The following is a 21,541-nucleotide window of genomic DNA, read 5'->3' on the forward strand; positions in this document are numbered from 1 at the left end:
CCGGGGTGACCGGATAGTCCTCCCCGCAGGCGCGGGGGTGTTCCGGGCAGCCCCGAGTTCGAGCGGTTCCTGTCCTAGTCCTCCCCGCAGGCGCGGGGGTGTTCCGCCGCAAGATCAGTGCTCACGACCGCCACCTCTGTCCTCCCCGCAGGCGCGGGGGTGTTCCGCTGATGGTCGGCGAGCGCACCCCCACCTACTGGGTCCTCCCCGCAGGCGCGGGGGTGTTGCGAAACCCGGCCCGAGCCCGTTTCTCCTGTTGACGTCCTCCCCGCAGGCGCGGGGGTGTTCCGTCACCCGGCCCTGTTCCGGCCCTGCATATGCTGTCCTCCCCGCAGGCGCGGGGGTGTTCCGACGAAGGTGGTCTGGCTCGCGTCGCTGTCCAGGTCCTCCCCGCAGGCGCGGGGGTGTTCCGATCTCGCGCTCGGTGAACTTCGGGAAGGCTTCGTCCTCCCCGCAGGCGCGGGGGTGTTCCGGTGGACTTCAACCAGGAGGGCACCGTGTCCCTGTCCTCCCCGCAGGCGCGGGGGTGTTCCAGGCAGTGGCGCGTCATGTCCTGGCCTCCGGCTGTCCTCCCCGCAGGCGCGGGGGTGTTCCGGCAGCGCGCACCGCCTTGCGCGACACCCTTGGGTCCTCCCCGCAGGCGCGGGGGTGTTCCGCGTGATGTTGGGGCGCTGGGACAGGTTGTGCAGTCCTCCCCGCAGGCGCGGGGGTGTTCCGGGCCCCGGGGATGGCGTGTGCGTCGTGCAGGCGTCCTTCCCGCAGGCGCGGGGGTGTTCCGCGGACACGCCGGGGGGCATCCAGTGCGGGTTGGTCCTCCCCGCAGGCGCGGGGGTGTTCCGCGCTCCGAGTGTGATGTAGAGATTGGACTAGCGTCCTCCCCGCAGGCGCGGGGGTGTTCCATCGTGTCCGGTGTCCCGAGTGTGCTCGGCGATGTCCTCCCCGCAGGCGCGGGGGTGTTCCGTAGGTTGCGGGACGGCTTCTGAGTGCCAGGCCGTCCTCCCCGCAGGCGCGGGGGTGTTCCGTCTGGCAACGGACCGTTGGACACCGCCCTTGCGTCCTCCCCGCAGGCGCGGGGGTGTTCCGCCAGCACGCTCGCGTATCCGGACTGCTGGGGCGTCCTCCCCGCAGGCGCGGGGGTGTTCCGTGTCGGCCCATGGCGGGCTCCTCTCAATGTGCGTCCTCCCCGCAGGCGCGGGGGTGTTCCGCGACCGACTCCCCGATGACGGGGCCCGCACTGGTCCTCCCCGCAGGCGCGGGGGTATTCCGCCACGGGAGCCCGTGTGAATCAACCCAAACCGGTCCTCCCCGCAGGCGCGGGGGTGTTCCGTCCTCCCTGCCGGGATAGGGATGGAGGTGTTGGTCCTCCCCGCAGGCGCGGGGGTGTTCCGAGGACCCACCTGTGGCCTACGTGGACAGCCAGGTCCTCCCCGCAGGCGCGGGGGTGTTCCGCCGTAGGTCAAGCCGTCGTCGCTGATCGCTCCGTCCTCCCCGCAGGCGCGGGGGTGTTCCGATGCGGTCCGGCGTAGCGCGCTGCCAGCTGCGGTCCTCCCCGCAGGCGCGGGGGTGTTCCGGCCCGTACGTTGTACTGGCACAGGCCCATGGTGTCCTCCCCGCAGGCGCGGGGGTGTTTCGCTGAATGATCGCGGAGAGCAGCGGAGTGACGGGGCTTCCCCGCAGGCGCGGGGGTGTTCCGGCGAGCGGGACCTCGCCGAGGAGTACAGGCCCTCCCCGCAGGTGCGGGGGTGTTTCGCCCTCCAGGGACGGGTTCATGCCGTCGTACGAGTCCTCCCTGGGTGCGGGGGTGTTCCGGCCCCATGTCATCCTCGGGGCGACGCCGGGCGTCCTCCTCCAAGGTGCGGGGATGTTCCGCTGTCGACGCCCTGGTGGGCGAGGGCGATGGCGCCCTCCCCGCAGGCGCGGAGGTGTTCCGCCGGCAACGAACTGCAGGAACTGCGCACTCACGTCCTCCTCGCAGGCGCGGGGGTGTTCCGACGTGTGGTCGCTGCTCACGCCGGATCGGCGAGTCCTCCCCGCAGGCGCGGGGGTGTTCCGGACGCTGTGCTTCGGCAGCAGCTCAGGATTGAGTCCTCCCCGCAGGCGCGGGGGTGTTCCGCTGTGTGCGATCCGAGTAGCCGCACCGCGCGGGTCCTCCCCGCAGGCGCGGGGGTGTTCCGGCGCCGCCGACGAAGACGACACCGCCGCCGCGGTCCTCCCCGCAGGCGCGGGGGTGTTCCGGAGGCGGCCGCCCTGGCCGCTGTGCCGTTGTGTCCCCGCAGGCGCGGGGGTGTTGCGACGACCGCTAGAATGGAAGGGCGAGTTGGTGGGGCTTTGTCATGGCGCAGTCGCATGCTGTCGGCGTACCGACGGGCGGAGGGGCCGCCGGGCGCCACATTCGCGTGAGGGCTCTGCGGCCCCAGATGTTGCTTAGGTGAACCCCGACCGCGGTAGAACGGTTCCCATGCGCACGGTCAGGCTCTCAGGAGTGGAAGCCGAGGACGGGCCGTTCTGCCGCCGCTTGCATGCGACAACGACGGCATTCGTTGCCAGCTCCGCAGTAGCCTCCCTACCCCTGGCAAACTGACCGCGATTCTGCGTTCAGCTTGAGGGCAGGAGACGACCAGGTGCGGCGGAAGCTCTCCCCGCGCTCGGCCTCCGCCGGACCCATGGCCGCAGGAACAACACCACTCTTCTCCCAGCCGGCTGCCGGACACCGCCCTCCCCCTTCGATCTGCCCCGAACGGATGAACCCCGCCCGGCTTGCAGGCACCCGACCGCCGTGACCGCTATTCCAGGAGCATGAACCGCATTTGGACCGCACTGGTCACCGTGGCGGCTTTGCCCGCGGTGACGTGGGCTCTTCCCGTCTCCCCGGCGGCGGCAGTACTGCGGCAAAGCGTCACCGCTCCCCTGTCCCGGCTGATCGCTGCCTGCCCGTCCAGGCCGAAGGGAGCCGGGAAGGCTACAGCCGCGAGCAGTTCAAGCACTGGATCGACGCCGACCACGACGGCTGCAACACCCGCAACGAGATCCTGCTGCACGAGGCCACCGTCGCCCCCGAGGTAACCGGCCGCTGCAAAATCACCAAGGGGACCGGAACCTGGTGGTCCTGGTACGACGAGGCGACTCTGACCACCAAAGACGACGTCGATATTGACCACATGGTCCCGCTCGGGGAAGCCTGGGACTCCGGAGCCCGCACCTGGACCGCGGCCGAGCGCCAGGCGTACGCCAACGACCTCGACGATGAACGCTCCCTGCTGGCCGTCCACGACAGCGCCAACCAGTCCAAAGCCGACCGCGACCCCGCCGAGTGGACGCCGCCCGCCGCCTCGGCGAGGTGCCGCTACCTCGCCGACTGGGTCACCGTGAAGACCCGGTGGCGCCTGAGCACCGACACCACCGAACACGCCGCCGTCAAAAAGATCGCCGCCGGCTGCGCCGATCTCCGAATCACCGTGGCCTACGCCCGCTGACCCCGAGTCCGCAGGGCACAGCGCCAGCCCCGCCGTCCCGGGCGGGCCTCTTCGGCCAGACGGCGGCGCACAGCAGCACGGCCCGATTCCGGATGCCGCTCTTGGCCGTCCGGCCGAAGCGGCCGTCTGCCACGCTCGAGAGCGGCAGTGTCGGCTCGGTGACGGGGCAGCCTGCCCCAGCCGCGACGAGCCAACGCGGGTGATCGTGCACGGCCAGCACCCATCGAGGTCGCCCACACCAGCAAGGCTGCCTGTAGTCACGGCCTTCCCGGCAACCCGCCACGTCCGCGCAGTCAGCAGACCGTCTGACCAGTGGCGCACCGGGCCTGACGCCCCATCAGGACGAGCGTCAAATGAGCGTCACGAGCGTCATTTCAGCGTCAAGATACCGCCCGTAACGCCCACACCGCACATAATGCGCACGCACAAAACCGCAGTTCAGAGCCCCTTAGCGGCCTTCTCAAGGATCACCACGCACTCCACATGATGCGTAACCGAAAACACGTGGAGACATCGCCGCCGACCTCAACCGGCAATGCTGCGCCGATTAAGCCGCTGCGACTCACGAGGGGGACGCAGGCACCACTTGTTGACGGGACAGGCGGCGGAACAACAGGACCATAGGCATAAGGACCAAACTCCGCTGCCCGCCCACGACGCAGATGCGAGTAGGCCGGCCCGATCAGAGCTGACACCAGACATCTTCGTGGAACGTAGGCGACCGATGACACGGGGCGAGAGCCGTAGGCGGACGGCGCCAGTCGCTTGGGCTGCAGCGTCTCCTCCGCATCTTCCATGGGCTGCTTCCGGCACCATGTACACAGCCGCCGGTGGTCGTGGGCCAGCGCCCCCTGGGATTCCTCTGGGACTTTCGGCCAGATCAACGAGCATCGGCGTGAAAGACGTGAAAGCTCAATCCGCCTGGTCAGCGTCCTTCGACCACCCATCCCAGCAGGTCACAGACCCGTCCGGTCTCTTCTACGGCATCTGGGGCGGCACGGACGAGGAGGAACGCCGCAAACTGTCCGGCCCGCGGAAACGCCAGGCAGCTTGAGGGGCGACGAAGCCGTGGGACGTCTCTGGGACTTCGCGCACCGTCCGAGACCGCAGGCTCTCCCCGAGCCAAGGCCGGGCTCGGCGCGCCCCAAGCCGATCTCGCCCCTGCCTGGCGTAACCGCCGGCGGGCCGATCGTGCCGGAGCGGCACGGATGGCGTACGAGACGACGGTCTGCAACGGCGTTTTGCAGAGTGCCGGAGAGCGACGCCCCAGACCAGCCGTATCGGTCGGACCAAAATCCTAAGTTGGACGGGTCCCCGCTCTGCGTAGGTCACCAGCGGCTGTCGATGTAGTCCTTGAGGGAAAGGGCACCGTCTCGCGGGTCAACGAATTCGCCACGCCCAGCGTCCGTCTGAGATTGAAAAAGCCACGTTTTGGCATCCTGAAGCGCATCGAATGAACGGCCCCTGACGCCGGGTATGCCCTTGCTTGACCGCGGAGTCCTTGGCGAGCATGGTTCGTTCCAGCGTTCGGGCCGGAACAGCTCGGGGCGGTCCCAGCGCTGCGGGTCCAACGTGGTCGAGCTGATCACCCCGCACCTCTGACCCTCCGCCGGGGCGGACGCGAACGGCGGCTGTACGGCAGTGGATTCAGGTTCTGATGCGGCGCGCGAATGCTCCGGGCCTCAGTAAGCGCCGATGGAGTTGACGAAAGTGGCGTCGTATCCCTTGAGGGGCCGGCAGAAAGCTGTCCGGCCTGCGGAAGCGTCAGGCAGTTCAACCGGCGACGACACCCCCAGGGCTTTCCGGTAATTCGCGCATCGGCCGAGGTACACACGGACAGACCGCGTAGCCGCTGACAGCCGGTCGACTCAAGATGCCGATCGAACCCTGAGGATCTCCTGGTCACAGCTGAGGACGAAACCTCCACCCGGACGCGCGGCATGCGCATGCAAGTACGCGGCAACCTGCGTACGGGCAGACGAAGTGTCCAGCGGACCGAGCACCAACTGGCAGATGTCCAACGCGGTGGCAAGGTCCGGCATGTGCAGAGATGCCGGTCGACGGACGACATCGCCGTGGTACGGCCGGCCCGTCGCGCTCTTCACGTGAGGAAGGAGCGAGGTCAGGGTGCGGGTGGGGGCTCCGAAGTGGCGGGCGATGCGCATGCAGCCGGATTCGGGGTGCTGGAGCACGATGGCGAGTTCGCCGCCCGCACGCAGCCAGGACAGCATGGCGGACAGGTGGCCGGGCCACTTGGCTTCGGGGACGTAGTAGAGGACGTGCGAGCAGAGCACGAAGTCAGCGGGCTCGCGCGGTGCGGCGGACAGGATGGGTACGGGCAGGGTTTCGGCGCCTGGACAGGTGGTACGCAGCTCGGCGTGGAGCGCCGCGTCGGGCTCGATGGCGAGGGTGGTGGCGAACCTGTCGGCGAGGAGGGCGGTGTACTCCCCCGTTCCCGCGCCCGCGTCGATGAAGACGTCGCGCCGGGGCAGGTGATCGACGATGCCGCTCAGGTAGCTCTTCAGGTGCTCTGCCTCGTCGGAGTAGGTACGGTACGCGTGCAGGATGTCCGAGTAGCGAGGGTGAGCGGGGTCGAGTTCCTGCCAGATGCAGGGGTGGCCGGTCATGTCGTCACCCGGCGCCTCGACTCGGAGGCACTTGCGCCGGCGAACTCACGCGACGGAAGCCACCAGCCAGGCCGACCATGGCATAGCACCGGAGCCGGTGGACAACCACGGCTCTGCCCGATTTCCCTGACGTCAGCTGGGGTTCTGGGCCAGTGCGGCGTGCAGCAGTACGCCGACTTCCCACGGGCCACCGTCGATGAGCACGGAACTGCCGGAAGGTTGCACAGCTGGCTGTCGAAGCCGGGGGTGTTCACCCACGTCCTGGAGTTCGTACCCACACCTCAAGGACACCCCACCCCGCCGGGCACCGCCCCGTACCCGCGGGTACCACTACTCCGAACGAGACCCCCACCCACCTGGCCGAGGCAGCAACCCAGCAGGTCAGAGCGCAGTTGAAGCGCAGAGCCAACACCACCCGAACAGCCCCGCCCGATTGACATCCCGAGCAGACCAGCAGCCCCCTCCCCAAGGGGCAGCCACCAAGACAAAGCGACGAAACAATTCACCTTCGACACAGCGACTCCTGCGGACGGAGCAGCTTGGTGACTAAAATTGCAACGCTTTGGCAGCATATGACGGAACTTTCAGAAGTATGGAAAAACCGCCACACCAGCTGGTGCTCTGCGCATAAGTTCGCCGGATCGGTGGTCCGGCCGGTTGGATGTGCGGTGACGTTCGATCCGACTGCTGGGGGATGGTGGCTGAGCCTGCCCGTGTGCGCAGGTTGACCGACCAGGAGGGGCAGAAGCCGCAGCAGTCGGCCTGGCCTGTCTGGGCCCTCGGTGGGCGGGAGGCCGTCCCCGCCTGCTCAGCCCTGACGACGAGGACTTCGTCGTCCAGACGGCCACCACCCGCCCGACCGAGCTCGGCCAGCCCTTCACCCGCTGGTCGATCCGCAAACTCGCCGCTTACCTGAGGAAAGCGCACGGACGCGTGATCCGGATCGACCGAGAGGCGTTACGGTGCATGCTCACCCCGCCGCGGCGTCACCTTCCAGTGCACCGAGACGTGGAAGGAGTCGCCCGACCCCGAGCGCGACGCCGAGCTCGACCGCATCGAGGTGGTACTGGAGCGCTTCCCGGACCGCATGTTCGCATTTGATGAGTTCGGTCCGCTCGGCAACCGGCCCACCGCTGGTTCGTGTTGGGCTCCTGCCGGTCACCCAGAGCGCCATCTCGCGGCCTACCACCGCAGCCACGGAGTTCGCTATGTCCACGGCTGCTACTCGGTCGGCGACGACACCTTGTGGGGCGTCAACCGCCGCAAGAAGGGCGCCGCGAACACCCTGACCGCGCTCAGATCAATCCGCGCGGCCCGCCCGGACGGCGCCCCGATCTACGTCCTCCTGGACAACCTGTCCACCCGCCGGACGTCGTGGGTGGAAGGCGGCACTGCCCGACTGAGCGCGCTCAACTGGCTGAGCCTGTGCGGTCACAGCACTAGAGTTGCGAAGCCCCTCCGTCGACAGGGAACTCCGTTCCCGTCGAGAAGGTCGCACCGAACGCCAAGTACGCCACCGCGGCAGCCACCTCCTCGGACGACCCCAGCCGCTGCATCGGGATGGTGTTCCGGTAGGTGTCCTTCGTCGCCTCCACGACATCGGCGGGCAGCGAGGAGCGGTCAAGGATGCCCGAGTCGATCGGTCCGGGGCTCACGGCATTGACGCGCACCTTGCGAGGCAACAGCTCGCGGGCCAGGGTGCGCGTCATCGACCGCAGGGCTGCCTTGCTCGCCGAGTAGGCACTGAGCGCGTCGAGGCCCAGGACGTTCACCACCGACGTCGTGAGAACCACGCCGCTTCCCTCGCGCAACAGCGGCGCCAACGCCTGCACCGTGAAGTACGGGCCCTTGGCGTTGATGCCGAACAGCTCGTCGTACATCTCCTCCGTCGTCGAGTCGAACGGCGCGGACGCGGTGACGCCAGCGTTGACGAACAGCGCGTCCACTGCGCCGAACCGCTCCTGGACCGTATCGGCCAGCGCCTTGATGTCCTTCAGGGACGCGGCGTCGCTACGGACGGCGATCGCCTTGTTCCCCAACTGTTCCAACGCGGTGTCCAGGGAGGAGCGGGTACGGCCTGTGATCAGTACGTGCGCCCCACCGTCCGCGAACAACTGGGCCGTAGCCAGGCCGATACCGCTGCTACCGCCCGTGATCACGATCTTCTTGCCGTCATAAGTGGTCATGCCCCCAAGCCAAATACCCGCCCGCACACCATGTCCAAGACCTGTTCCGTATGCCGTCATGCTCCAGGCGTATGACGACGCGCGGCGTACCCTGAGCGAATGGACATCGATCTGCGGCTCGTGCGCTATTTCACGGTCGTGGCGGAGTACGGCAATTTCGGTCGGGCCGCCACCAAGCTGCACCTGGCGCAGCCGTCGCTGAGCCGCCAGATCCAGCGACTGGAAGCCCAGCTCGGTGTCCGGCTTTTCGACCGCTCGCCGCAGGGCAGCAGCCTCACCGACGCCGGTCAGGCCTTTCTTCCCGGAGCCCGGATACTGCTCCACGAGGCCGAGCAAGCCGCTTACACGGCCAGAGCCGCCGTCCAGCCCCGTACCATCACTGTCGGCTGCGCCGAAGGACTGGTCATCACCTCCTGCATGCAGGAATTGCGCCGCCGGCACCCCGACAGCCAGGTCCGCACCCGGCACCTCGACTGGCGGGACACGCACGCCCTCGCCGAGCGTCGGGTCGACGCCCTCGTCGTATACAAACCCCTGCCCTTGCCCCTGGACGGCCTCCGGGTGACCAAGCTCCACGAGGAGCCGCGGGTGCTCGTCACGTCGGCGAGCCATCATCTGGCGAACGAGAAACCCGTCAGCCTGCGGGCTCTGTCGGACGAAGGACTGGTGACCTGCGTCAGCACTCCGGTCGTCTGGAGCACGCCCAAGCCGGTCGGCGACCGGCCGGCACCACCCCCGCCCGCAATCGACGACAGCTACGAGGACAAGCTGGAACTCATCGCCACCGGCCACTGTGTCGCGATCTTTCCTGCCAGCGATCGACGCGCCGCTGTGCGTGAGGACATCGCCCTGGTGCCCGTCATCGACATCGATCCCTGCGAAGTCGTGCTCGTCACGCGCGCTGACGACCCCAACCCGCTGTTCGGATCACTCGAAGACGTCGCACGTACAGTGCTCGGCACAGCCTCCCGACGGGAGAACAACGAACTGCCGGTCAACTGACCGACTTGCCTCTGCGAGATGTTCATAGGGCTGTCGGCGCGCTGCCCTCGTCGGCCTGCACCAGCTGGACGATCAACGCCCGGCCAACACTCCGCCCCTTCACAGCGCGCGTCGGAAAGTCACCCGGTCCAGCGTCGGCCCGTCGTAGTCGGCATGGACCGGGACGCCGTCCACCTCTCGGTCGCCCGGTTCTGGCTCGAAGCCCATGGCCTGGTGGAAGGCGATGGATCCGGTGTTGTGCGGCGAGGTGACGGCGCGTACCTCGGTGCGGCCGGCCGTTGCCGCGCGTTCGAAGAAGGCGGTGTAGAGGCGGCGGGCCACGCCCTGCTTGCGCAGTCCGGGGTCCACGCCGACGAAGTGGATGTATGCCTCGTTCGCGTGGTCGGCGGAGTGGAAGCCGACGAGGAACGCCCGGATGCCCTGCTCGTCCTCCAGTATCAGGCTGGTGTCCGCGAAGTGCTGGAGGAACAGCCGGGGCAGCAGCAGGGAGAGTTCCCGCGCTTGTTCCGGGGTGCGCGAGTCGCCCCACCACCGCTGGACGCACTCCACGAGTGTGGTGTGATCGGTCGTACGGGCCCGGCGTACGTCTTGCATGCCCTGCCTTTCGGTCGGGGAGGGGTGTGTGGTCGACAGGGGGTCGCTCAGCTACTCGCGGTAACTGGCGTCGGTGTTGCTGCTGTTGAGGGCAGTCCCGCTAATCTCAACTAGCGCCAACCTTGAACATGCGGGCGACAGGCGAGGGCCTGCCCCTCCCCTCGCCGTATTCAAGAAGAAGTACGCAGCCAGTCCTCGAAGCGGATGGTGGCCAGCCGGGCGCTGCCCTCGTCGGGGACGAGGCTGCGTTCGGAGAGTTCGGAGCCGAAGTAGCGGGCGTGCGGGTCGGGGACGACCGCGCGCGGGTCGTGCCAGGCGCGCAGGGCTCGGGCGACGAGTTCGTCGAAGCGGGAGACTTCGGGGCCGGCCACTTCGGTGGTGGCTTTCTGCGGGATTCCCACGGCGGCCTTGGTCACCGCCTCGGCGACGTCCTCGGCCGCCATGGGCTGGAAGAGTACGGGTGGTACGCGCACGGTGTCGCCGTCGGTCGCGGTGTCGGCGATGCCCTTGACGAACTCGTAGAACTGCGTCGCCCGGAGGATCGAGTAGGGGACCGGGCCCTGTTTGATCAGCCGCTCCTGGGCCACCTTCGCCCGGAAGTAGCCGTTGTCGGGCAGGTCGTCGATGCCGACGATCGACAGCGCCAGGTGGTGCGTGACGCCCGCCGTCGCCTCGGCGGCCAGCAGGTTGCGGGTGGAGGTGGTGAAGAACTCCAGGACCGCCGACTCCTCGAAGGAGGGCGAGTTGGCCACGTCCACGACCACCTGGGCTCCGGCCAGTGCGGCGTCGAGGCCCTCGCCGGTGAGGGTGTTGACGCCCGTGCTGGGCGCGGCGGGTACTGCCTCGTGCCCGCGTTCGGTGAGTTTGCCGACCACTTTGCCGCCGATGAGGCCGGTGCCTCCGATGACCACGATCTTCACTTCGTACGCTCCTCGCGCTGGTGGCGCCCGCTGGGGCGCAGAGGCGTCAGGACTGCCGGGGCGCGCGCAGGTGGGCGCGCTGTTTGAGTTCGTCGTCGTCGACCAGGATGAGCATGGGCTGCCCTGGTACGCAGAGCATGGTGACGACGAAGCGCAGGCGCGTGTCGGCGAGAGCGTTGCCGTCCTGGTAGTGGATGACGTCGCCGCCCGGCTCCCAGAACGCTTCCCCGGCGCGGACGATCCGCTCCGGCTCGCCTTCCAGTTCGAAGCGCATCTCGCCCTCCAGCACGTAGCCGAAGGCCGGCCCGGGGTGGCGGTGCGGCGGGGCGCCCTGGTCGCCGGGCGGGTACTCGATCTGGACGGTCGACACGTGCGCGCCCTCCGGGATGGCGGGCGGGGCGACCTCTTGCAGCACGGTGAGCGCGGTCTTCCATGCCTCCGAGTGGGGCTGCTCGTCGGTACCGGGCATGGCGGGTCCTCCCTCTGGAGTGCCGGTAGCGGCAAGGCTGCCGCACCGGTGAACGGTGCCGCCCTGGAACGCGGTGCCGCCCCGGTGTACGGCAGCGGACCTCGGAGGGCGGAGGGCGGACGGGACGGCGGCGCACGGTACGACCGGGGGTGCCCCATTGTTCAGACCCCCGCCATGCCCGGTGAGCGCCGATCCGGACACATCAAGGGGACGCATCACGAGGGCACGTCGCAGGGGCACATCACGGGAGCCCGTCGCAGGGACACGTCGAGGGTGCCGTACGGAGGCCCGGGCCCGCCCACCGCCGCACCCCCTCTCCACCACCCGTGTCTCATCTCACGTACCACCATGTGAACAGGGGTGTCCGTACCGGGCATGACCGATCTACGCTGTCGCGTGCAACTGGTTCGCCCTGCCCGCCAGGCAGACGCGTCGTAAGAGGGAACCCGGTGGGAATCCGGGACTGCCCCGCAGCGGTGAGCGGGAACGACCGCCGTCATACGCACTGGATCCGGGCCGCGGATCCGGGAAGCGACGGCCAGTAGGTGCCCGCCGGACGACGTTCCGGCAGGCGTGCCCGCAAGTCCGAAGACCTGCCCGTTGCCCGCGTGCGTCCATGCGTGCGCGGCCTTCCGGTGACCTCGAGGGCGGGTCGGCGACCACAGCAGACGGGCATGGGTGCCGTTCGGCGCCGCGTGACCCGTCGGGTGCGTCATTCCTTCGCGTTCTCGTCCCGTCACCGAGCTCGGAAGAAGATCACGCTCGCGAAGGAGAGTTCCGTGACAGCGAAGCCCGCAGCCGCGGCAGCACGGGCCACCGTGTACGGCTACCCCCGCCAGGGACAGCACCGGGAACTGAAGAAGGCCGTCGAGGGGTACTGGAAGGGCCGCGTCACCGCGGACGCCCTCCAGGAGACCGCGCGGGACCTGCGCCGGTCGAACTGGCAGCAGCTGGCCGACGCCGGCCTCCACGAGGTGCCGACCGGTGACTTCTCGTACTACGACCACGTACTGGACACCAGCGTCATGGTCGGAGCTGTCCCGGAACGGCACCGCGCCGCCGTCGAGGCCGACGCCCTGGACGGCTACTTCGCGATGGCACGCGGCACACAGGACGTGGCGCCACTGGAGATGACCAAGTGGTTCGACACGAACTACCACTACCTCGTACCCGAGTTGGGGCCCGACACGGTCTTCGCCACCGACTCCGCCAAGCAGGTCGGCGAGGTGCGGGAGGCGCTCGCGCTCGGCCACACGCCGCGCCCGGTCCTCGTCGGACCGGTCACCTACCTCCTGCTGTCCAAGCCGGCCCCCGGTGTCGCCACCGACTTCGACCCGCTGACCCTGCTCGACCGGCTTCTGCCCGTCTACGCGGAGGTGCTGGCGGACCTGCGTGCGGCCGGTGCCGAGTGGGCGCAGCTGGACGAGCCCGCTCTGGTCCAGGACCGCACCCCGGCCGACCTCAACGCCGCCGAGCGTGCCTACCGCGTCCTCGGCGCCCTTACCGACCGCCCGAAGCTGCTGGTGGCCTCGTACTTCGACCAGCTCGGCGAGGCTCTGCCGGTGCTCGCCAAGGCCCCTGTCGACGGTCTCGCGCTGGACTTCACCGAGGCCGCGGCGGGCAACCTGGACGCGCTCGCCGCCGCGGGCGGCCTGCCGGGCAAGCGGCTGGTCGCCGGTGTCGTCAACGGCCGCAACATCTGGATCAACGACTACGAGAAGTCACTGGCCACGCTCGGTACGCTGCTGGGCCTGGCCGAGCGGGTCGACGTGGCCGCCTCCTGCTCCCTGCTGCACGTCCCGCTGGACGCCACCGCCGAACGGGACATCGACCCGCAGGTCCTGCGCTGGCTCGCGTTCGCCCGGCAGAAGACCGCCGAGATCGCCACGCTCGCCCGCGGCCTCGCGCAGGGCACCCACACCATCGCCGCCGAACTGGCCGCCAACCGCGCCGACCTGGCGTCCCGCGCCGGTTCCGCGATCACCCACGACCCCGCCGTACGGGCCCGTACCGCCGCCGTCACCGACGCCGACGGCCGCCGCTTGGCGCCGTACGGGGAGCGGACCGTCGCCCAGCGGGCCCACCTCGGCCTGCCGCTGCTGCCGACGACCACCATCGGCTCCTTCCCGCAGACCGCCGAACTGCGCACCGCCCGCGCCGACCTGCGGGCGGGCCGGATCGGCACGGCCGGGTACGAGGAGCGCATCGAGAGCGAGATCCGCGCGGTGCTCTCCTTCCAGGAGGAGGCGGGCATCGACGTCCTCGTGCACGGCGAGCCCGAACGCAACGACATGGTGCAGTACTTCGCCGAGCAGCTGACGGGGTATCTCGCCACACAGCACGGCTGGGTCCAGTCGTACGGCACGCGGTACGTCCGTCCGCCGGTCCTCGCGGGTGACATCTCGCGGCCCGAGCCGATGACGGTGCGGTGGACACGGTACGCGCAGTCGCTCACCGACCGGCCGGTCAAGGGGATGCTGACCGGCCCGGTCACCATGCTCGCCTGGTCGTTCGTCCGGGACGACCAGCCGCTCGGCGACACCGCCCGGCAGGTGGCGCTGGCCCTGCGCGACGAGGTCGGCGACCTGGAGGCGGCCGGCACCTCGGTCATCCAGGTCGACGAGCCGGCGCTGCGCGAGACGCTGCCGCTGCGTGCCGCCGGCCGTCCCGCCTACCTCGCCTGGGCCACCGAGGCGTTCCGCCTCACCACCAGCGGGGTGCGGGACCGGACGCAGATCCATACGCACATGTGCTACGCCGAGTTCGGTGACATCGTGCAGGCCATCGACGATCTCGACGCCGACGTGATCAGCCTGGAGGCCGCGCGCTCGCACATGCAGGTGGCCCGTGAGCTGGCCGAGCACGGCTATCCGCGGGAGGCCGGTCCGGGCGTGTACGACATCCACTCGCCCCGCGTGCCGAGCGCCGAGGAGGCGGCGATCCTGCTGCGCAAGGGCCTCGGTGCGATCCCGGCCGAGCGGCTGTGGGTCAATCCCGACTGTGGTCTGAAGACCCGGGGCTGGCCCGAGACCCGCGCTTCGCTGGAGAACCTCGTCACGGCCGCGCGGACGGTCCGGGCGGAGCTGCCCACGGCGTGATCCGGTGTGTCCGGTGACGGCCGGGAGGGTGCGTCGACCGCCGTACGGGACCTGACCTCGGTGTCGGACCGGTCCGACCGGTCCGACACTGTCACCTACCACGCCCTCGACTTCTTCTCCGGTTCCGGCTCCTCGTACCTCATGGGCAAGGCCGAGGACACGGCGGACGACGACTGGGAATTCTGACGAGCCGACGGGGGCGGGGCGCCCATCGGCCGATGGAGGCCGGCGGGTGGCCCGTAAACTGCTCTTCCCGCGACTCATCGAGGAAAAGCAATTGACTCCGCACTCCCTGGCGTTCTACGTGGACGTCGTGACCACCGGCACCGTGCTCGGCCTTCGTCACACCGATTCTCCCGAGCGCGTCGCCGAAGTCCTGGGGCCGGACTTCGGCGAGAACGCATTCGGTCACAGCAGCCTGGGCTATTCCTACGCCCTGCCCGAGTTCTTCTGGGATCGCGAATCCGCGCACGCCCCTTGGTCGGGGCACCACTTCACCTTGCAGGTGCACAGACTGGCGCACCGGAAGAACAAGGTCGTCGACGAGGTGCTGCGGGCCCGGTACGGGCGCTTCGCTCCCCGGCTGCGGTTCGAGAAGCTGCGGCGTCTGCTGGAGCGGCGCGGCGTTCCGCTGCTGGAAATCCCGGATCCGGCGAACGCGCCGTACTACCGGACGTTCTGGCAGCCGGATTCCGAGGTCGCCGTCTCCGTCATCAACTGTCACGGTGAATACAGCACACCGAGCAACCTGCGGGTCGGTGACGTCGACAACATCCAAGCGCCGTTGCCGGCCGACGTGGTGGCGTGGCGGAGGGAGCAGGCCGCACTGTAGGCGGCTTGGCATCCTTGGCACATCGACGGGGAAAGATGCGCAGAAGTTGGCATCGCTCCACGCTTGCTGGCACTCAGTGCCGCTGCCAGAGTCTCCGTACGGCCACGGACGGCCCCGTACGGCCCTGGGGGCGGCGGCCGCGTCCGGACGGTACGGCACCACGTGCCATGCCGTTCGCACCCTTCGCCTGTACGACGCCCCGCACACGATCCGGAAGACGCACATGTCCACCATCGCACTGACCAGCCGCGTCCAGGTGCTCGGCATACCGGGCCACCGCTTCGACGAGATCCTCACGCCCGCTGCTCGACGAGGAGTGCGCCGCGTGGGCGAAGGAGGACCCGCGGGCCCTGGCCGCCGAAGCCCGCGCGCTCCTCGAACGTACGGCCCTGACGCGCGAACTGCCGGCGGTCTTCGCCGTCGACGCGTATGCGCAGTACCTGGTACGGGGCACGCAGACGCCGGGGTGAGGGCCCCGGTCGCCCGCCGGGCGGGCGCGGAGCGGAACTGAGGCTGCTCCGCGCCCGCCCGCGGCACACGTGCTTTCCGGAAGGGGTCAGCTCTGCCCCGTGCTCTCCAGCACGATCTGAAGCTCGACCTCCTGATCGCCCGACACCGTGCCCTCCGTACGGACGGAGAACGCGCGCGTCAGCACGTCCCGCAACCGGTCCACCGCCAGGTGACTGCCCTGGAGGTCGGCGGTGACGGCGGCGGACAGGTCGGCGTTCGGCCGGACGTCGCCGCGGACCTCCGAGGTCTCGAAGGTCTCGGTCCAGACGGTCGGGTGTCCGGGCTGGTGCGGCTGGTCGTGTGCGGTGTCGCCGTCGGCGCGGTCGGAAGCGAAGCAGCTGCGCAGCGTGCTGAAGACGGCCTCGGCGTCGGCCGGAGACTGGGCGCTGAGCACGACCTGGGCAGGCTCGTCGGTGTGGGGTGTGCGGGTCATGTGGGCTGTGTCCTCTCCGCGCTGTGCGTCGGTGTGGTGCGGCGGGCTTCCTTGGCCGCCCGTTGGGGTACGACGGTGTACTTCGGGTCCTCGGCGGAGGCGATGCCTGCCGCGAAGACCCCGAAGCGGGTGCACGCGGAACCGGCGAGCAGGGCCAGCCCGCTCGCGGCGGCCAGCGTGCGGGAACGGCCTCCGAAGACGGCACCGACGGCGGCTCCGGCCGCGGTGAGTGTCCGCGCCGTGCGGAGCAGGGTGCCGGCCCGCCCCTGGTGCCAGGTCTCCGCGACCATGCCGAGGCGCCGTTCGGCGGCCTTGGTGACCGCTTCGTCGGCAGCCGCGGCCAGTACCGCGGCGCACCGGGCGGGCGCGGTCTCCCGTACGGGAGCCACGACCAGGGCCATTCCGGAGGCGGCGGCCGTCGCCGAGGCCGCGAACAGGTACGGGAGTTCGCGGTGCGCGCCGTGCCACGCGGGGACGGCGGTGTCCGCCGCGAGCACCGCGGTGTAGGTGGCGACGGCCGGCCCGAGGAGCGCCGCGGTGCCGGTCGCCACGGCGCCTGCCCGGGGCAGTCTCCCGGTGAGCGCGGAAGCGGCCGCTGCGCCCGCGGCGGGCCCGTAGGCGGCCAGCAGCCAGGAGCCGACGCTCATCGGAGAGGTCGGCTTGACGACCCGGAGCATGTTCGCGAAACGGCCGGGTCTGCCGAGGTCGTTGACGAGTGCCGCGGTGGACAGGGAGACCGCCACGACGGAGGAGACCTTCATCGCGGTCGCGGTGGTGGTGCGGCCCGTCGCGTGGGCCCCGGCGGCCAGCACCGATCCGGCGCCGGCCAGGCCGCCGAGAAAGAAGTACCCGGCGATGTCCCGGGCATGCCAGGCGGGGGCTTTGATGACCGGCCGGCCGTAGTACGACTCGAACTCCGCCGGGGGCGCCATGAGCTGTTCACCGCGGCCGCGCTTGCCGCCCTTGCGCCGCCCTCGCCCGTCGGCGCCCGGTCCGCCCCGCAGCATCTCCGGTGCGGCGGCGCGGCCCGGCCGCCCGCCCTCGGAGCCCTCACGGGTGACGTCGGAACCGTTCATCGCCTTCCCTTCCTTACGGTGGCAGCGCCGAGCTGCTTCAGCGCGGGCCCGGTGAACGCCAGCGCGATGCCGCCGGCCAGCGTGAGCGCCGCGGTGCCCGCGTGTCTCCACATGGCGGGCAGGTCGCGGGTGGTGACGACGGGGTCCGGTGGCAGTCCGTAGACCTCGGGCTCGTCGAGGAGGAGGAAGAACGCGCCGTCCCCGCCGACGCCGTCGTCCGGCTCGTGCCCGTACAGGCGCGCGTCGGTGACGCCTGCCGCGTGCAGCTGGTCGACGCGGAGCGCCGCCCGTTCACGGAGTTCGTCCAGCGGCCCGTACTGGATGGACTCGGTCGGGCACGCCTTGGCGCAGGCCGGTTCCTGTCCGGCGCCGAGCCGGTCGTAGCACATCGTGCACTTGAAGGCACGGCCGTCGGACGGTCGTTGCTCGATGACGCCGTACGGGCAGGCGGGTACGCAGTAGCCGCAACCGTTGCAGATGTCCTCCTGGACGACGACCGTGCCGAACTCGGTGCGGAAGAGCGAGCCGGTGGGGCAGACGTCCAGGCACGCGGCGTGCGTGCAGTGTTTACAGACGTCGGAGGCCATCAGCCAGCGCAGGTCACCACCGGTACCGCCGCCAGTATCCTCGTCAAGACCGCCGCCGGTGCCGTCGCTCGTCTCGGCCAACGGCAGTCGCGTACGCCCTTCAGCGGTGGGCGGCCCGCCACGCGCCGACCCTTCCGGTCCGCCACGCGCCGGCATCTCCTGTTCGATGAAGGCCACATGCCGCCACGTCGAGGCCCCGAGCCCCTGCGTGTTGTCGTAGCTCATCCCGGACAGGGACAGCCCGTCCTCGGGCAGGGCGTTCCACTCCTTGCAGGCCACCTCGCACGCCTTGCAGCCGATGCACACGGAGGTGTCGGTGAAGAAGCCCGTTCGGAGTGGCGCACCGGTGTGGCCGGCGTCCCCGGCCGGGTCCGGTTCGATGCCGCTGAGCAGGTGGTCGCCGAGCAGGTGGTCGGTCACGGGCGGGGCTCCGTTCCGGTGGTCTCGTCGATGCCGGCGCGCTGCCGGTAGGCCGCGACCAGGTCCGGCAGGCCGGGCCCGCGGGGCCGGCGGCCCGGCCGGATGTCGGCGGTGAGCGCCTTGTCCTCCTGGATGTGGGCGTTGGGGTCGAGGGCGATGGCCACCAGTTCGTTGGCGGCGTCACCGGTGACCACTCCGTTGGGCCCCCAGTGGAAGGGCAGCCCGATCTGGTGGACGGTACGGCCCTCGACGGTCAGGGAGGAGATCCGCCGGGTGACCATGACACGCGCCTCGATGGCGTTGCGCGCGGTGATGATGGTGGCCCAGCCCATGTGCTCCAGGCCGCGCTCGGCGGCGAGCTGCGGGGAGATCTCGCAGAAGAGTTCCGGCTGGAGTTCGGCGAGGTAGGGAGACCAGCGGCTCATACCGCCCGCGGTGAAGTGCTCGGTCAGCCGGTGGGTGGTGACGATGTACGGGTAGACGTCGGCGCCCGGCTCGTCGCCGCTGGGGTGGTAGCGGTTGCCCTCGTGGGGGTGCAGGCGGCGGACCGGTGAGCGCGGCGTGGACGGGTACAGGGCGTTGCCGAACGGGGAGTCCTGCGGCTCGTAGTGGGTGGGCAGCGGCCCGTCCACGAGGCCGGCCGGCACGTACAGCCAGCCCTTGCCGTCCGCCTGCATGATGAACGGGTCGTCGCCGCGCAGGGCGTCGGGTCCGGTCGCGCCGTCCGGCGGCTCGTAGTCAGGAGCACGGTCGGGAATGAAGTCCGGCACGTCGTGTCCGGTCCACTTCCCTTCCTCCGCGTCCCACCACACGTACGCCTTGCGCTCGCTCCAGGGGGAGCCGTCCGGGGCGGCCGAGGCGCGGTTGTAGAGGATGCGGCGGTTGGCGGGCCAGGCCCAGGCCCATTCCTCGGCCACCCAGTCCTGTTCGGTGTGCGGCTTCTTGCGGGCCGCCTGGTTGACGCCGTCCGCGTAGACGCCGCAGTAGATCCAGCAGCCGCACTTCGTCGAACCGTCGTCCTTCAGCTCCGTGTACGCGCTCAGCGGCGCGCCGTCCGGGCCCTGCCCGTTGATCTCCGCCAGGACGGCGGCGGCAACCGGCTCCTCCAACGGCCCCTGCACCGGGTAGTCCCAGGTCAGGTCCTGTACGGGCCGGTCCATGGGATCGGTGGAGGCGGCCAGTTTCGCCTTGATGCGCCGGCCGAGGTGGTACATGAACCACAGGTCGCTGCGGGCGTCGCCCTCGGGTTCGACGGCCGTGTGGTGCCACTGCACCCAGCGGTTGGTGTTGGTGAAGGAGCCGGACTTCTCGGTGTGCGCGGCGGCCGGGAAGAAGAACACCTCGGTGCCGATGTCCTCGGTGCGCAGTTCGCCCGTCTCGGTCTCCGGGCCGTCCTGCCACCAGGTCGCCGACTCGATGAGCGAGAAGTCCCGGACGACCAGCCACTCCAGGTTGGCCATCCCCAGGCGTTGCAGCCGGGTGTTGGCGGAGCCGACGGCCGGGTTCTCCCCCATCAGGAAGTAGCCCTTGCAGGTGCCGTCGAGCTGCGCCAGGACGGTCTCGTAGGTGGCGTGCGCGCCGGTCAGGCGCGGCAGGTGGCCGAAGCAGTAGTCGTTGTCGGCGGTGGCCGCGTCGCCGTAATAGGCCTTGAGCAGGCTGACGAAGTAGGCCCGCATGTTGCCCCAGAAGCCCTTTTCGGTGCGGCTCGACCGGATGAAGGTGTCCAGGTCCTGGTGCGCGTGGGCGTGCGGCATCGGCAGGTAGCCGGGCAGCAGGTTGAAGAGGGTGGGGATGTCGCTGGAGCCCTGGATGGAGGCGTGGCCACGCAGGGCCTGGATGCCGCCGCCGGGGCGGCCGATGTTGCCGAGGAGCAGTTGCAGGACGCTCGCGGCCCGGATGTACTGCGCGCCGACCGAGTGCTGGGTCCAGCCGACCGCGTAGCAGAAGGCGCTGGTGCGCTCGCGGCCCGAGTTGGCGGTCAGGTCCTCGCACACCCGCAGGAACGTTTCCTGCGGCACTCCGCAGATCCGCTCGACCATCTCGGGGGTGTAGCGGGCATAGTGCCGCTTGAGGATCTGGTAGACGCAGCGCGGGTGCTGGAGCGTCTCGTCGCGCGGCGGCTCCCCTCCGGTACGCGCTCCGCCCGAACCATGCTGCTCCGGCCCGCCGGCCTCCTGCACCCGGGACTCGTACAGCTCGTCCACCTCACCCGACGGCGCCTGGACGTCGACACCTTCGTATTGCCAGGTCAGAGTGTCGTAATGAGCACCGTCCGCACCCAGGCCGGAGAAGATCCCGGCCAGGTCCTCGGTGTCCCGGAAGTCCTCACCGACCAGGGTGGCGGCGTTGGTGTAGTTCAGGACGTACTCGCGGAAATCCTTCTCCTCCTCCAGAACGTGGCGAATGATCCCGCCCAGAAAGGCGATGTCACTGCCCGCCCGCAGCGGTACGTGCAGGTCGGCCAAGGCACTGGTACGCGTGTACCGCGGGTCGACGTGGATGACGCGGGCACCACGGGCCTTGGCCTCCATCACCCACTGAAAGCCGACGGGATGCGCCTCGGCGAAATTGGAGCCCTGAATAACAATGCAGTCCGCGTGCTGGAGGTCCTGCATGAAAGTGGTCGCGCCGCCGCGCCCGAAGGAGGTGCCGAGGCCCGCGACGGTGGAGCTGTGGCAGACCCGGGCCTGGTTCTCCACCTGGACCACGCCGAGGCCGGTCAGCAGCTTCTTGATGAGGTAGTTCTCCTCGTTGTCGAGGGTGGCGCCGCCCAGACTGGCGATCCCCAGGGTGCGAGCCGTGTAGAGCCCCTCGTCGGACTCCCACTCCCAGGTACGGCGGCGGGTCTCGACAACCCGGTCGGCGACCATGTCCATGGCCGTCTCCAGGTCCAGCGGCTCCCAGTCCGTCCCGTACGGACGCCGGTAGAGCACCTGATGGCGGCGGGACGACCCGGTGGTGAGCTGGAGCGTCGCCGAGCCCTTGGGACAGAGCCGGCCACGACTGACCGGCGAGTCGGGGTCCCCCTCGATCTGGACGACCTTCTCGTCCTTGACGTACACCTGCTGACCGCAGCCGACCGCGCAGTACGGGCAGACCGAGCGCACCATCCGGTCGGCGGAGTCCGTACGCGGACGCAGCCGCTCCGTGTACGGCGACATGGCGGCACGCCCCCGGCCCAGCGGGTCACCTCCGGTCAGCTGCCGGTACACGGGCCAGTCGCGAACCCGTTTGCGCACGCCCATCGCTTCTCCTCCAGCGGGTCTGCGGTCTGCCACGGCGGCCACCTGCTCAAAGGCTCACCCGCCGGAGCC

The 21,541-nt window shown here is 69.9% G+C and carries 15 protein-coding genes, 1 pseudogene, 1 CRISPR repeat array and 1 riboswitch (1 of these 18 running past the window's edge); of the genes and pseudogenes, 7 read left to right on the top strand and 9 right to left on the bottom strand.

Features of this window, described 5'->3' with window-relative positions; translation table 11 throughout:
• Positions 1-1,751: direct repeats of the CRISPR family, unit length 29 nt; unit sequence GTCCTCCCCGCAGGCGCGGGGGTGTTCCG (it extends 960 nt beyond the left edge of the window).
• Positions 1,752-2,849: 1,098 nt separating this feature from the next.
• Both ACEXOX_RS08075 and ACEXOX_RS08080 read left to right on the top strand, forming a co-directional pair.
• The gene (locus ACEXOX_RS08075; RefSeq protein ID WP_406519733.1) at positions 2,850-3,473 is read left to right on the top strand and encodes an HNH endonuclease family protein; all 624 of its coding nucleotides are present in this window, start codon (positions 2,850-2,852) and stop codon (positions 3,471-3,473) included.
• An 895-nt stretch (positions 3,474-4,368) separates the two neighbouring features.
• Entirely contained in the window at positions 4,369-4,527 is a 159-nt protein-coding gene (locus ACEXOX_RS08080; RefSeq protein ID WP_406519734.1) for a hypothetical protein, read from the top strand.
• 814 nt (positions 4,528-5,341) lie between these two features.
• Here ACEXOX_RS08080 and ACEXOX_RS08085 read toward each other — a convergent pair.
• Positions 5,342-6,100, bottom strand: coding sequence for a class I SAM-dependent methyltransferase (locus ACEXOX_RS08085; RefSeq protein WP_406519735.1), 759 nt, complete (start codon positions 6,098-6,100; stop codon positions 5,342-5,344).
• Between the two features lie 756 nt (positions 6,101-6,856).
• Between ACEXOX_RS08085 and ACEXOX_RS08090 the strand changes: the two are divergent.
• Positions 6,857-7,469 (top strand): annotated as a pseudogene (locus ACEXOX_RS08090) (helix-turn-helix domain-containing protein); the annotation flags it as partial.
• A gap of 70 nt (positions 7,470-7,539) precedes the next feature.
• Here ACEXOX_RS08090 and ACEXOX_RS08095 read toward each other — a convergent pair.
• Positions 7,540-8,286: an SDR family oxidoreductase gene (locus ACEXOX_RS08095; protein ID WP_406519736.1), complete on the bottom strand. Its 747-nt coding sequence runs from the start codon at positions 8,284-8,286 to the stop codon at positions 7,540-7,542.
• 99 nt (positions 8,287-8,385) lie between these two features.
• Here ACEXOX_RS08095 and ACEXOX_RS08100 point away from each other — a divergent pair, with 99 nt between their 5' ends.
• Entirely contained in the window at positions 8,386-9,288 is a 903-nt protein-coding gene (locus tag ACEXOX_RS08100; protein WP_406519737.1) for a LysR family transcriptional regulator, read from the top strand.
• Positions 9,289-9,387: 99 nt separating this feature from the next.
• On the opposite strand, the gene ACEXOX_RS08105 is transcribed toward ACEXOX_RS08100, so the two are convergent.
• From ACEXOX_RS08105 to ACEXOX_RS08115, 3 genes are all read right to left on the bottom strand, one after another.
• Positions 9,388-9,882, bottom strand: coding sequence for a GNAT family N-acetyltransferase (locus tag ACEXOX_RS08105; protein ID WP_406519738.1), 495 nt, complete (start codon positions 9,880-9,882; stop codon positions 9,388-9,390).
• A gap of 170 nt (positions 9,883-10,052) precedes the next feature.
• The gene (locus ACEXOX_RS08110; RefSeq protein ID WP_406519739.1) at positions 10,053-10,802 is read right to left on the bottom strand and encodes an SDR family oxidoreductase; all 750 of its coding nucleotides are present in this window, start codon (positions 10,800-10,802) and stop codon (positions 10,053-10,055) included.
• Positions 10,803-10,848: 46 nt separating this feature from the next.
• Positions 10,849-11,271, bottom strand: coding sequence for a cupin domain-containing protein (locus ACEXOX_RS08115; RefSeq protein WP_406519740.1), 423 nt, complete (start codon positions 11,269-11,271; stop codon positions 10,849-10,851).
• A 386-nt stretch (positions 11,272-11,657) separates the two neighbouring features.
• Positions 11,658-11,887, top strand: a riboswitch (cobalamin riboswitch).
• 163 nt (positions 11,888-12,050) lie between these two features.
• On the opposite strand from ACEXOX_RS08115, the gene metE reads away from it, so the two are divergent.
• The 3 genes from metE (at position 12,051) to ACEXOX_RS08130 (ending at position 15,201) form a co-directional block, all read left to right on the top strand.
• Complete coding sequence (metE, locus tag ACEXOX_RS08120; RefSeq protein WP_406519741.1) at positions 12,051-14,369, top strand: 5-methyltetrahydropteroyltriglutamate--homocysteine S-methyltransferase; 2,319 nt, start codon at positions 12,051-12,053, stop codon at positions 14,367-14,369.
• Between the two features lie 6 nt (positions 14,370-14,375).
• Entirely contained in the window at positions 14,376-14,555 is a 180-nt protein-coding gene (locus tag ACEXOX_RS08125; RefSeq protein WP_406519742.1) for a hypothetical protein, read from the top strand.
• A 91-nt stretch (positions 14,556-14,646) separates the two neighbouring features.
• Positions 14,647-15,201, top strand: a complete 555-nt coding sequence (locus tag ACEXOX_RS08130) for a hypothetical protein (RefSeq protein ID WP_406526264.1) — start codon at positions 14,647-14,649, stop codon at positions 15,199-15,201.
• Positions 15,202-15,757: 556 nt separating this feature from the next.
• Here ACEXOX_RS08130 and ACEXOX_RS08135 read toward each other — a convergent pair.
• The 4 genes from ACEXOX_RS08135 to fdh are packed head-to-tail and all read right to left on the bottom strand — an operon-like array spanning position 15,758 to position 21,472.
• Complete coding sequence (locus tag ACEXOX_RS08135; RefSeq protein ID WP_030020066.1) at positions 15,758-16,144, bottom strand: hypothetical protein; 387 nt, start codon at positions 16,142-16,144, stop codon at positions 15,758-15,760.
• Positions 16,141-17,220 carry an NrfD/PsrC family molybdoenzyme membrane anchor subunit gene (gene nrfD / locus ACEXOX_RS08140; protein WP_406519743.1) on the bottom strand — a complete coding sequence of 360 codons (1,080 nt, stop codon included), beginning with the start codon at positions 17,218-17,220 and terminating at the stop codon, positions 16,141-16,143. Before nrfD ends, ACEXOX_RS08135 begins: the two co-directional genes overlap by 4 nt.
• Complete coding sequence (locus tag ACEXOX_RS08145; protein WP_406519744.1) at positions 17,217-18,227, bottom strand: 4Fe-4S dicluster domain-containing protein; 1,011 nt, start codon at positions 18,225-18,227, stop codon at positions 17,217-17,219. Before ACEXOX_RS08145 ends, nrfD begins: the two co-directional genes overlap by 4 nt.
• Positions 18,224-21,472, bottom strand: coding sequence for a formate dehydrogenase (gene fdh / locus ACEXOX_RS08150; protein WP_406519745.1), 3,249 nt, complete (start codon positions 21,470-21,472; stop codon positions 18,224-18,226). Before fdh ends, ACEXOX_RS08145 begins: the two co-directional genes overlap by 4 nt.
• Positions 21,473-21,541: the final 69 nt, after the last annotated feature.

This window comes from Streptomyces sp. Ac-502 (assembly GCF_045222935.1).
In the GTDB taxonomy this organism is placed as follows: domain Bacteria; phylum Actinomycetota; class Actinomycetes; order Streptomycetales; family Streptomycetaceae; genus Streptomyces; species Streptomyces monomycini.